This window comes from Pseudomonas sp. BN606 (assembly GCF_029873115.1).
Classification (GTDB): domain Bacteria; phylum Pseudomonadota; class Gammaproteobacteria; order Pseudomonadales; family Pseudomonadaceae; genus Metapseudomonas.
Genome location: NZ_SSOF01000080.1, coordinates 390014 through 402350 on the forward strand (window position 1 = coordinate 390014; position 12337 = coordinate 402350).

The 12337-nt window shown below is 65.1% G+C and carries 10 protein-coding genes; 5 read left to right on the forward strand and 5 right to left on the reverse strand.

Going from position 1 to position 12337, the window contains the following annotated elements; all coding sequences use genetic code 11:
• Positions 1-12: 12 nt before the first annotated feature.
• Complete coding sequence (locus tag E8E75_RS24545) at positions 13-1377, reverse strand: CYTH domain-containing protein (protein ID WP_120654028.1); 1365 nt, start codon at positions 1375-1377, stop codon at positions 13-15.
• 137 nt (positions 1378-1514) lie between these two features.
• Here E8E75_RS24545 and argE point away from each other — a divergent pair, with 137 nt between their 5' ends.
• Entirely contained in the window at positions 1515-2672 is a 1158-nt protein-coding gene (gene argE / locus E8E75_RS24550; protein ID WP_153919011.1) for an acetylornithine deacetylase, read from the forward strand.
• 110 nt (positions 2673-2782) lie between these two features.
• A complete protein-coding gene (argA, locus tag E8E75_RS24555; RefSeq protein ID WP_120654030.1) occupies positions 2783-4081 on the forward strand; it encodes an amino-acid N-acetyltransferase in 1299 nt (432 codons plus the stop codon).
• Positions 4082-4121: 40 nt separating this feature from the next.
• On the opposite strand, the gene E8E75_RS24560 is transcribed toward argA, so the two are convergent.
• Positions 4122-4928: a cyclase family protein gene (locus E8E75_RS24560; RefSeq protein ID WP_120654031.1), complete on the reverse strand. Its 807-nt coding sequence runs from the start codon at positions 4926-4928 to the stop codon at positions 4122-4124.
• 82 nt (positions 4929-5010) lie between these two features.
• Here E8E75_RS24560 and E8E75_RS24565 point away from each other — a divergent pair, with 82 nt between their 5' ends.
• Positions 5011-5409: a carboxymuconolactone decarboxylase family protein gene (locus E8E75_RS24565; protein WP_280359868.1), complete on the forward strand. Its 399-nt coding sequence runs from the start codon at positions 5011-5013 to the stop codon at positions 5407-5409.
• 50 nt (positions 5410-5459) lie between these two features.
• On the opposite strand, the gene gshA is transcribed toward E8E75_RS24565, so the two are convergent.
• The 3 genes from gshA to E8E75_RS24580 all read right to left on the reverse strand — a co-directional run bounded on the left by gshA (position 5460) and on the right by E8E75_RS24580 (position 9898).
• Entirely contained in the window at positions 5460-7046 is a 1587-nt protein-coding gene (gene gshA / locus E8E75_RS24570; RefSeq protein ID WP_120654033.1) for a glutamate--cysteine ligase, read from the reverse strand.
• Between the two features lie 150 nt (positions 7047-7196).
• Positions 7197-7580 carry a PaaI family thioesterase gene (locus E8E75_RS24575; RefSeq protein WP_120654034.1) on the reverse strand — a complete coding sequence of 128 codons (384 nt, stop codon included), beginning with the start codon at positions 7578-7580 and terminating at the stop codon, positions 7197-7199.
• 2 nt (positions 7581-7582) lie between these two features.
• Entirely contained in the window at positions 7583-9898 is a 2316-nt protein-coding gene (locus E8E75_RS24580) for a Tex family protein (protein ID WP_153919008.1), read from the reverse strand.
• Between the two features lie 221 nt (positions 9899-10119).
• Here E8E75_RS24580 and ompR point away from each other — a divergent pair, with 221 nt between their 5' ends.
• Together ompR and E8E75_RS24590 are read left to right on the forward strand one after the other, a co-directional pair.
• Positions 10120-10851, forward strand: coding sequence for a two-component system response regulator OmpR (ompR, locus tag E8E75_RS24585; protein WP_120654036.1), 732 nt, complete (start codon positions 10120-10122; stop codon positions 10849-10851).
• A 43-nt stretch (positions 10852-10894) separates the two neighbouring features.
• Positions 10895-12208 (forward strand): ATP-binding protein, encoded by a 1314-nt coding sequence (locus E8E75_RS24590; protein WP_153919005.1) that lies wholly within the window; start codon positions 10895-10897, stop codon positions 12206-12208.
• Positions 12209-12337: the final 129 nt, after the last annotated feature.

Here is a 12337-nt window from a genome sequence, read left to right on the forward strand (position 1 = left end):
CCCGGGCTCGCCTTACCTGGTCAGCGCTTTCCAGCCGCGCAGGCTGATCAGGGTCTGTGCCTGCTCGCTACGGGCGGCCAATACCTCGCCGTCCAGGGGCAGGGCGGCCAGTTCGGCGAACTTGGACAGTTCACCGTAGGCGCGGTCGGCTTCCGGCACTTCCAACACCTGGCGTGCCAGGCGCAGCCAGACCAGCAGGCGCTCGATGCGCGGCAGCTGCTCGGACAGGTCCTCGGGCTGGCGCTTGTAACGCTCCAGCTTGAGGGCTTCGGCTTCTTCGGCGAGCAGGCGCGGCAGCCAGTTGCCCAGCGACGCCTTGCCCTGGCGGTTGCCGCGCTCGTTGCGCTCGACGGTCCAGGCGCGAGCCAGCAGCCAGCGCGATGCGTTGAGGGAGAACAGGCCCCAGCGGGTGCCGGCGAGTTCTTCGGCGAACTGCTGCGGCGCAGCGTGACGTACGGCTTCATCCAGCTCACCGGCCTGGACGCGCGGGCGCCAGTCCTTGAGCAGGGCGTCCAGGGCTTCGCGCAGGTCGTGGCTGCTGGCGCGTGGGGCGGCCTGGCCGAGGCTGCCGATCAGGGCGCGCAGGTCGACCAGTTGCTGCAACCAGTCCACCAGCAGCTTCCAGTGGCCATTGAAACGGTACTGCTCGGCCAGACGCTGGCTGCTACCCAGCAGGTGCCAGGCCAGCGCGGCAAAGGCGTCGTCCAGCGACAGTTCGGCGCTAAGTTCCGGAATCGGCAGGCTGAGGTGGTAGCTGTTGGCATCGTGCAGACGGTAGCCGCGCTCGGCCTTGCTGATATCGCAAGGCATCAGTGGCAGGTCGGCGGCCAGTTCGGCGGCCAGTTCCAGCAGCGCCTCGGGCTCGCCTTGGCGCAACTCCAGTTCCAGCTCGCAGATTTCTTCTTCCTGCTTGCCGGCGATGACCTTGCCCAGGTCCAGGGCAGCTTCGATCACCACCTTGGCCTTGCCGCGACCCCAGGCAATTTCGGCCCGGTCGCGATTGAAGTCGGTGGTGAAGATCGGCTTGAGCTGCTTTTTGTCCAGTTCGGCCAGGCTGGCGGGCCAGCACTCGTCGGTGAGTTTCTTCGGGTCCAGCTTGGCCTTGTCCAGGTACCAGTCCCACTCGTTGCGCTCGGACAGCCCGGCCACGCTCTGGCCGCGGGTCTTGAGGGTCTGGATGAACTGTTCGCCGTCACGGCGCAGGCGCAGGGCCACGCGGGCCTGGGCCAGGTCCCGTTCCGGGGTGTCGAAGTACTGGTTGAAAAGCTCGCGGCGTTCCCAGCCGGACTTGTTGCGCTTCTTCAGCAGCGGGTGGTCGCGCAGGGCTTCCAGGGTCTCGCGGCTGGCGCGAAGCTTGATTTCGGTCTCTTTGTTCATCGCCGGGGTCTTTCAGACGCAGCCAGGGGGTGGCTACCAAGGCGGTGAAGTTTACAGGACAGGTCAGCACCTTGCCGCAGCGGTTTCACCGCGCGCGGGCTGGGCCTATGATGATCCCTCGTCCGAGGAGGTCCCCGATGTCCGTTCCAGACCTGAAATCGCAGTTCGCTGCGCTGATCGCCACACCTTCGGTGAGCTGCACCCAGCCCAGTTGGGACCAGTCGAACCAGGCGGTGATCGACTTGCTTGCGAGCTGGCTCGGTGACCTTGGCTTCCGCTGCGAGATCCAGCAGGTGGCGCCGGGCAAGGCCAACTTGCTCGCGACCTACGGAACGGGTCCCGGCGGTCTGGTGCTGGCTGGCCATAGCGACACCGTGCCGTTCGATTCCGCCCTGTGGAAAACCGACCCGCTGAAGCTTAGTGAGGTCAACAATCGCTGGTACGGGCTGGGCAGCTGTGACATGAAGGGCTTCTTCCCCTTGGCCATCGAAGCCGTTCGTGGCCTGCTCGACCAGCACTTCCGCCAACCGCTGATCATCCTCGCGACCTGCGACGAGGAGAGCTCCATGGCCGGTGCCCGTGCGCTGGCGCAGGCCGGGCAATCGCTGGGCCGCGCGGCGGTGATCGGCGAGCCGACAGGCCTCAAGCCGATCCGCCTGCACAAGGGGGTAATGATGGAGCGCATCGATATCCTCGGGCAGAGTGGCCATTCCTCTGACCCCAGCCTCGGTCACAGCGCCCTGGAAGCCATGCATGCGGTGATGAGCGACCTGATCGAGCTGCGTGGCGAATGGCAGCAGGAGTTCCGCAATCCGCAATTCACCGTGCCCCAGCCGACCCTCAACCTCGGCTGCATCCATGGTGGCGACAACCCCAACCGCATCTGCGGCCAGTGCAGCCTGGAGTTCGACCTACGGCCGCTTCCGGGAATGAGCCCGGAAACCCTGCGCGCGGTCATCCGCCAGCGCCTGCGCCCGGTGGCGGAGCATTACCAGGTGAAGATCGACTTCAAGCCGCTGTTCCCGGCGGTACCGCCGTTCGAACAGTCTCCGGAAAGTGATCTGGTGCGCCTGGCCGAACGTCTTACCGGCCATACGGCGCAAGCGGTGGCCTTCGGCACCGAAGCGCCGTATCTTCAGCAGCTCGGTTGCGAGACCCTGGTGCTCGGCCCTGGCGACATCGCCTGTGCCCACCAGCCGGACGAGCACCTCGAACTGTCACGGATCGAGCCTACCGTTGCGCTATTGCGCCAGCTCATCCAGCATTACTGCCTTCAATCCGCCACCACATCCTGACCGGGAGGGTTTCCGTTGATGCTCATGCGACGACGATAACGCGCCGACTCACTGCTCGCCGACCGAGCACCGCCTTCGTCTATTCGCCACCTGTTCAGGCTCACGGAACCATGCCCGATTACGTCAACTGGCTGCGCCACGCTACTCCCTACATCAACGCCCACCGGGACTGCACCTTCGTGGTGATGCTGCCCGGCGAGGGTGTCGCCCACCCGAATTTCGGCAATATCGTCCATGACCTGGTGCTGCTGCACAGCATGGGCGTGCGTCTGGTGCTGGTACACGGCTCGCGGCCGCAGATCGAAACGCGCCTGGCCACTCGTGGCCTGACCCCGCACTTCCACCGCGACCTGCGGATTACGGACGGCCCGACGCTGGAGTGCGTAATCGACGCCGTGGGCCAGTTGCGCATCGCCATCGAGGCGCGCCTGTCCATGGATATTGCCGCCTCGCCCATGCAGGGCTCGCGGTTGCGGGTGAGCACCGGCAACTTCGTCACCGCGCGCCCCATCGGCGTCGTCGACGGCATCGACTATCACCACACCGGTGAAGTGCGCCGGATCGACCGCAAGGGCATCGGCCGCCTGCTGGACGAGCGCACGATCGTGCTGCTGTCGCCGCTTGGCTATTCGCCTACCGGGGAAATCTTCAATCTCGCCTGCGAGGACGTGGCCACCCGCGTGGCGATCGACCTGGGTGCGGACAAGCTGATCCTGTTCGGCGCCGAGCGCGGCCTGATCGACGAGTCCGGAAAGCTGGTGCGCGAATTGCGCCCGCAACAGGTACCGCCGCATCTGACTCGTCTGGGCAACAACTACCAGGCCGAGCTACTGGACGCCGCCGCCCAGGCCTGCCGTGCCGGGGTCAAGCGGAGCCACATGGTCAGCTATGCCGAGGACGGCTCGCTACTGACCGAGCTGTTCACCCGTGACGGCGGCGGCACCCTGGTGGACCAGGAGCAGTTCGAGTCCCTCCGTGAAGCCACCATCGACGATGTCGGCGGCCTGATCGACCTGATCACCCCGTTGGAGGATCAGGGCATCCTGGTGCGCCGTTCGCGCGAGGTGCTGGAGCGGGAGATCGAGCAGTTCACCATCGTCGAGCGCGATGGCCTGATCATCGCCTGCGCGGCGCTCTACCCCATCGCCGATTCCGATACCGGCGAGCTGGCTTGCCTGGCGGTGAATCCGGAGTACCGCCATGGCGGCCGTGGTGACGAGTTGCTGGAACGCATCGAGGAACGGGCTCGCGCCCTCGGCCTGAAGACCCTCTTCGTCCTCACCACACGCACCGCCCATTGGTTCCGCGAGCGTGGCTTCCAGCCCAGTGGCGTGGAACATCTGCCGGCGGCGCGTGCCTCGCTGTACAACTACCAGCGCAATTCCCAGATATTCGAGAAGACGCTCTGACCCGAGCCCCGGCGATTGTGCCGGGGCGCGGCAAGCCGACTCAGGGCAGGATGGCGAATACCCGTGCCGGGAATCCGCTGCCGCGGGCAATCTTAGGGAAGCTGACCACGACCAGGGCGCCTGCCTCAGGTACCTGGTCGAGGTTGGCCAGCAGCTCGATCTGGTAGTGATCCCTTCCTAGGATGTAGGACTCCAGTGAATAGTCGTCCTTGCTGGTCGCCAGGCCCGGATCGGTGTCGGTGGTTTCATGGCCGGACGCTGTGATCTTGCGGGTTTCGTACAGGTAGACCAGCGCCTCCTTGCTCCATCCCGGATAGTGGGCCACGCCTTGGGCATCGGCGTTCTGGATCTTCTCCTGGCTCGGCCAGCGCCTGGACCAGTCGGTGCGCATGGCCACGAACGATCCTTCCGGTACCGCGCCATGCCTGGCTTCCCAGTCCTTCACATCGGCCAGCGTGAGCACGTAGTCGGGATTCTTCGCCACCTTCTCGTGGACATCCAGAACGACCAGGGGCAGCAGTTGCTCTTTCACATCGATCTGGTCGACGCTGCGCAAGCCCTTGTGGAAATGCACCGGTGGGTCGACGTGGGTACCCCACTGGCCGACATGCGTGTAGAGGTCCACCTGGAAACCGTCCTTGTCGACCGTATAGAGCGTCTTGCGCTGGGCATTCTCGAAGCCCTTCCAATGCGGCACCTGCTCGTCGTAAGCGTGGGTCAGGTCGACCCAGGTCCTGGATTTGAGCGTGGCGTAGGTATCCCAGAGGCCCGGCTGTGCAGCCTGGGCAAGCAGCGGCAGCAACACTGGTAGGGCGAGGGCCAGGCGGCCCGGAAAGCGCTTCGACATTTGACCTTCTCCTTGGTGGCGGCGAGCCGGTATGGGTGGCTGCCTATACTGGTCTGGCCCATAACGTGAGGGGAGTCCAGCGGTGTCGTCCAAGCACTTGATCGAATATGAAAATGCCGGTCCGGAAGTCCGCGCCGTGTTCGAGGACATCATGGCCACCCGCAAGGTGGACCAGGTGAACAACTTCTGGAAGGCATTGGCGCGGCACCCGGAAACCCTGCGCCGCACCTGGGAGAGTCTGAAGGAGGTGATGGCACCCGACGGTGCCCTCGATCCCCTGACCAAGGAGCTGATCTATATCGCCGTGAGCGTGACCAACAATTGCGGCTACTGCATAGGCTCGCACACGGCAGCGGCGCGCAAGGCCGGGATGACGGAGGCGATGCTGGGCGAGCTGATGGCGGTAATCGGCATGGCCAATGAGACCAACCGGCTGGCAGTGGGCTACCGGGTGCCGCTGGACGCTGCGTTCGAGGAGTGAGGCGGAACGCTCCGGCATGGAACCGCGAAGGTCCATGCCGGAGACGCTGATCAGTTGCTGATCAAGCCCAGGATGCTCGCCTGGTAGGCGGCGACGAAGGTGTCGAAGTCCACTTCCGGTTCGGCTTCCAGGCGTGCCTGTTCATCCAGCGATTCACGGGCCAGGGCCTCGAATCGGGCCTGGTCCTCGGCGCTCAGAGGCTGGCTGCGGAAGTAGTCGGCGTGCTGGCGGCTATGACGCAGGGCGAACTGGCTGAAGCTTTCGCCGTTGCTGCGAAGTTCCGCCAGTACCCGGGCCGAAGGGGTGAGTTCGGGATCGGCGACCTTGGCGCGCTGGGTGGCCAGGGCTGTGGAGTGATCCTCGGTGTCCAGCGCGCGGTCCAACAGTTCAGCGGTATGAGCGATGCGGTCGAGCAGATCCCCGGCCCACTCCGTGAGACCGACGGCATGGCCGTGGCGTTGCAGCGTCAGACCCGGACGGCGCCCTTCCTTGACCACTCGCTGGAAGTTGTCGGTGGCGCTGCGGCATTCCTCTCCGGCCATCGGCGGGCTGTCCTGCAGGGCGCAGAACAGCAGGAAGGCGTCGAGGAAACGGGCTTCGGTGAGGTCGATGCCCAGCGGCAGGAACGGGTTGATGTCGAGGCAACGCACTTCCACGTATTGCACACCACGGGCCATCAGCGCCTGGATCGGGCGCTCGCCGGTGTAGGTGACGCGCTTGGGGCGGATCGACGAGTAGTACTCGTTCTCGATCTGGATCACGTTGGTATTCAGCTGTACCCATTCGCCATCCTGCTTGGTGCCGATTTCGGCATAGGGCGGGTAGGGCGTGGAGACTGCCTGGCGCAGGCTCGACAGGTAGCTGTCGAGGCTGTTGTAGCAAGGCGTGAGGCCGGCCTGGGCATTGTTCTGGTAGCCCAGGTCGCTCATACGCAGGCTGGTGGCGTACGGCAGGAAGAGCGTATCCGCGTCGAGGCTGTCGAGATCGTGCGGGCGGCCGCGCAGGAAGCTTTTGTCCAGGGCCGGCGCGGCGCCGAACAGATACATCAGCAGCCAGCTGTAGCGGCGGAAGTTTCGGATCATCGCGATGTAGCGCGCCGACTGGTAGTCGCGGTCGCTTTGCGGATCACCTTCGGCCTGCTTGAGCAGCGGCCAGAGCGCCTCGGGCAGGGAGTAGTTGTAGTGGATGCCGGCAATGCACTGCATCGTCTTGCCATAACGCACGGCCAGACCTTTGCGGTAGACGTACTTCAGGCGGCCGATGGGCGAGGTGCCGTAGCGGGCGATCGGAATATCTTCTTCCGACGGCAGCCGGCAAGGCATGGACGGGCTCCAGAGCAGTTCATCGCCGAGCTTGCCGGCGGTGAATCGATGGACCTTCTCCAGGTCAGCCAGGGTCTGCGCCGGATCGGCCTCGGCCGGAGTGATGAACTCCAGCAGGGATTCGGAATAGTCCGTGGTGATCTGCGCATGGGTCAGGGCCGAGCCCAGCGCGGGGGAGTGCGGCGTCAGCGCCAGTTGGCCATTGCCATCGACCCGCAGACACTCGCGCTCGATGCCATGCAGGCAGCGGGTGAGCAGGGGCAGGTTGGCGCGCTCGCCGAGCAAGGCCAGGCGGCGGGAAAGAAGATCGCTCAATTTGGAATCCTTCACGCGTCGGTCGCCCCAATATGGGGGTGGACCAAGCTGTCTACAAGAGTCGGACTTCGCCGCCGGCCGAAATACTTTTCCAGCCGGCGGATCGCGTTGTCGCTTCGTCCAGAATAGAGCTTTGCCACTGCCCCGCTGTTACAGCTGAGCGAAGGTGCCTTGTCCCTTGGCGACCAGCTTGTCGCCCTGCATCACATCGGCCTCCACCACCAGGGTGCGCTTGCCAGCGTGCAGTACCCGTGCCTTGCAAATCACCTCACCCTCCGCCACCGGGCGCAGGTAGTTGATCTTGCATTCGAGCGTGGCGCTGCGCCGGTCGAAGCCGTGGGTGCTGGTGCAGGCCAGCCCCATGGTGATGTCCAGCAGGGAGAAAATCGCCCCGCCGTGCATCACTTGCCCGCGATTTCGCAGGTGCTCGTCCATGGGCAGGCGCGCCTCGGCGACACCATCGCCGAGGCTCAGCGGCTCGATGCCCAGCAACTTGCTGTAGGCGCTGGTGGTTTGCTGGTCGGTGAAGTCCATCGTCACTTCTTCTTGATCTGCTTGGCGTTGGCGAACAGCGAGGCCATGGCGCCGCTAGCCGGCGGAGCGCTGTTACGCGGCGCGCTCTGCTGCTGGCGCGGCTGGCCGCCTTGGCGCCCGCCACCGCGCGGGCCTTCGACTTTCTCGCCAGGGGTGTCGCCCATGCGCATGGACAGGCCCACGCGGTTACGCGGGATGTCCACTTCCATGACCTTCACACGGACGATGTCACCGGCCTTGACCACCTCGTACGGGTCTTTGACGAACTTCTCCGACAGGGCGGAAATGTGTACCAGGCCGTCCTGGTGGACACCGATGTCGACGAAGGCGCCGAAGTTGGTGACGTTGGTCACCACGCCCTCCAGCATCATGCCGGGCTTGAGGTCCTTGAGGCTTTCCACGCCTTCCTGGAACTCGGCGGTCTTGAATTCGGGACGCGGGTCGCGACCGGGCTTGTCCAGTTCCTTGATGATGTCGGTGACGGTGGGCAGGCCGAAGGTCTCGTCGGTGAACTTCGCCGGGTCCAGGCGCTTGAGGAAGCCGGAGTCGCCGAGCAGCGAGCGGATGTCACGGCCGGTGCCTTCCGCGATGCGTTGCACCAGCGGGTAGGTTTCCGGGTGCACGGCGGAAGCGTCCAGCGGGTTGTCGCCATTCATCACGCGGAGGAAGCCGGCGGCCTGCTCGAAGGTCTTCTCGCCAAGACGGCTGACCTTCTTCAGTTCGTCGCGGGTCTTGAACGCGCCGTTGGCGTCACGGTAGCTGACGATGTTCTGCGCCAGGGTGGCGTTGAGGCCGGAGATGCGCGCCAGCAGGGCAGCGGAGGCGGTATTCACATCCACGCCCACGGCGTTCACGCAGTCTTCCACCACGGCGTCCAGGCTGCGCGCCAGCTGCAGCTGGGACACGTCGTGCTGGTACTGGCCGACGCCGATGGATTTCGGGTCGATCTTCACCAGTTCGGCCAGCGGGTCCTGCAGGCGGCGGGCAATGGACACGGCGCCGCGCAGGGAGACGTCCAGGTCGGGGAATTCCTTCGCCGCCAGCTCGGACGCGGAGTACACCGAAGCACCGGCCTCGCTGACCATGATCTTGGTCATCTTCAGGGCCGGGTACTTCTTGATCAGCTCGATGGCCAGCTTGTCGGTTTCGCGGCTGGCGGTGCCGTTGCCGATGGCGATCAGGTCGACGCTGTGCTTGGCGCAGAGCTTGCCGAGGACGGCCAGGGTTTCGTCCCACTTGTTGTGCGGCACGTGCGGATAGACGGTGGCGGTATCCAGCAGTTTGCCGGTGGCGTCGACCACCGCCACTTTGCAACCGGTGCGCAGGCCCGGGTCGAGACCCAGGGTGGCGCGCGGGCCGGCCGGAGCGGCCAGCAGCAGGTCGTGCAGGTTGCGGGCGAAGACGTTGATGGCTTCGCTTTCGGCGGCTTCACGCAGCTCGCCCAGCAGGTCGGTTTCCAGGTGGGTGTAGAGCTTGACCTTCCAGGTCCAGCGCACCACTTCGGACAGCCATTTGTCAGCGGCGCGGCCCTGGTTGGCGATGCCGAAGCGCTCGCCGATCATCACCTCGCAAGGGTGCATGGTGCCGGGCAGTTCTTCGCCGACCTTCAGGGCGATGCTCAGCACTCCCTCGTTGCGGCCACGGAAGATCGCCAGGGCGCGGTGCGAGGGAACGCCCTTGAGGTTCTCGTCATGCTCGAAGTAGTCGCTGAACTTGGCGCCTTCCTGTTCCTTGCCGGCGACAAGGCGGGCGCTGAGGGTGGCGCCGTCCTTCAGGAAGCCGCGCAGGTTGGCCAGCAGCGTGGCGTCTTCGGCGAAGCGCTCCATGAGGATGTACTTGGCGCCCTCGAGCACGGCCTTGATATCGGCGAAGCCCTTCTCCGCGTCGATGAAGCGTTCGGCTTCGACTTCCGGGGCCAGGGTCGGGTCGTTGAACAGCGCATCGGCCAGATCGCCTAGGCCGGCTTCCAGGGCGATCTGGCCCTTGGTGCGGCGTTTCTGCTTATACGGAAGGTACAGGTCTTCCAGGCGGGTCTTGGTGTCTGCGAGCTTGATCTCGCGTTCCAGCTCGGGGGTCAGCTTGCCCTGTTCGGTGATGCTGGCGAGGATCGCGGTGCGGCGGTCTTCCATTTCGCGCAGGTAGCGCAGGCGTTCTTCCAGGTTACGCAACTGGGTGTCGTCGAGGCTGCCGGTGACTTCTTTCCGGTAACGAGCGATGAAAGGCACGGTCGAGCCTTCGTCCAGCAGTTCCACTGCGGCGGCGACCTGTTGCGGGCGCACGCCCAGTTCTTCGGCGATGCGGTTGTTGATGCTGTCCATTGAAAACACCTGCATGGGCGGCAGCCCGGGCCGGGCCACGGAGGCTGCCGCAGAATGACAGACCGGCGAACCAGGGGCTCGCCGGTGATGAAAGGCGCCGCATTATAAACACCGAGTTTCAAAGGGTAGGAAACCGTTCGGGGAAAAATCTGCTAACAATGGGCAAGCCGCCGCGAGCCGCTGGCAAGCGATAATGTGCGGCTTGCCGAACAGGAGAAAACATGAGCAGCAACCCGACCGCTGAAGGCGAAAAGATCCTTATTGTCGATGACGACGCCCGTCTGCGGCGCCTTCTCGAGCGTTTCCTCGACGAGCAGGGCTTTCGCGTGCGCGCCGTGGAGAACGTCGAGCAGATGGATCGCCTGCTGGCTCGCGAACTCTTCAATCTGGTGGTGCTCGACCTGATGCTGCCCGGCGAGGATGGCCTGTCGGCCTGCCGCCGGCTGCGCGCATCGAACAATCAGGTGCCGATCATCATGCTCACCGCCAAGGGCGACGAGACCAGCCGTATCCAGGGCCTGGAACTGGGCGCCGACGACTATCTGGCCAAGCCGTTCAACCCCCGCGAGTTGCTGGCGCGGATCAAGGCCGTGCTGCGTCGCCAGGCACCGCAGGTGCCGGGTGCCCCGGCCAGCGAGGACGAAAGCGTCAGCTTCGGCGAGTACGAGCTGTCCCTGGCTACCCGCGAGTTGAAGAAGGGCGACGACGTGCAGATGCTCACCACCGGTGAGTTCGCCGTACTCAAGGCGCTGGTCCAGCATGCCCGCGAGCCACTGACCCGCGACAAGCTGATGAATCTGGCCCGTGGTCGCGAGTGGGACGCCCTGGAGCGCTCCATCGACGTGCAGATTTCCCGCCTGCGCCGGCTGATCGAGCCAGACCCTTCCAAGCCGCGCTATATCCAGACCGTCTGGGGCGTCGGCTACGTGTTCGTGCCCGATGGCAACAAGTGAACGCGCGGCGGGGGTTCCCGCCGCCGGGCAACCCAGGGGGGTGATGCGCACCCCCTATTGGTTCCCGCAGAGCTTCTTCTCACGCACCCTCTGGCTGGTGCTCATCGTCGTCCTGTTCTCCAAGGCGCTGACCCTGGTTTACCTGATGATGAACGAGGACGTGCTGGTGGATCGTCAGTACAGCCACGGTGCGGCGCTGACCCTGCGCGCCTACTGGGCGGCGAGTGAAGAAGAGCGTCACGACCTGGCCAAGGCAGCTGGCCTCAAGCGGGTCACCCGCGACGCCGTGCCGGCCAGCGAGCAGCACTGGCCCTACAGCGAAATCTTCCAGCGCCAGATGCAGTCCGAGCTCGGTCCGGGTACCGAAGTGCGCCTGCGTGCGCAAAGCCCGCCGGCGCTCTGGGTCCACGCGCCGGAGCTGGGGCCGGACTGGGTGCGCATTCCGCTTTATCCACACCCCCTGCGTGGCCAGCGTATCTGGAGTGTGCTCGGCTGGTTCCTCGGCATCGGCCTGCTGTCCACCGCTGCCGCGTGGATTTTCGTGCGCCAGCTCAACGCGCCGCTAAAGCGCCTCGTCTTCGCCGCCCGCCAGGTTGGCCAGGGTCGCAGTGTGCGCCTGCCGGTAAGCGACACGCCGAGCGAGATGGCCGAGGTGTATCGCGCCTTCAACCAGATGGCTGAAGACGTCGAGCGCGGTGCCCGCGAGCGCGAGCTGATGCTCGCCGGCGTCTCCCACGACCTGCGCACGCCGCTCACGCGCCTGCGCCTGTCGCTGGAGCTGATGAGCAACGACTCCGAGCTGACCGACGACATGGTCCGCGACATCGAGGACATGGACGCCATCCTCGACCAGTTCCTCGCCTTTATCCGCGACGGCCGTGATGAGCGCGTGGAAGAGCTGGACCTTGGCGAGCTGGTGAGTGAGGTGGTGGCGCCCTACAACCAGCAGGAGGAGCAGGTACGCCTGTGCCTGGAACCACTGCCGCCGTTCCCGTTGCGGCGGGTTTCGATCAAGCGGCTGTTGGTGAATCTGATCGAGAATGCGCTGCGATACGGCGGTAACGGTGTCGAAGTTGCAGCTTTTGTGGCGGGTGACAATGCCGCGCCCTACGTCGTGCTGAGTGTGCTGGATCGCGGTCAGGGCATCGATCCCGCTGAGCTGCAGGACATCTTCAACCCCTTCATCCGGGGTGACCGAGCACGTGGCGGCAAGGGCACCGGCCTGGGCCTGGCCATCGTCAAGCGCATCGCCGCGCAGCACGGCGGCAGCGTCGAACTGCGCAACCGCTCTGGTGGTGGCCTGGAAGCACGCGTCTGCCTGCCCCTGGGACTAATGCTCCCCCGCGACGCTGTCTAGGTTCTTACGAAAACGGCCTGCGCTTCGGTCATGCGTTGTCAGGAATCGATGAGAAATGCTCATTGGCAGGCGTCAACTGCGCTTTCTCATCGATTCCTTCCTAGTCTGACCGTCGCTCGGCTCCTTTTC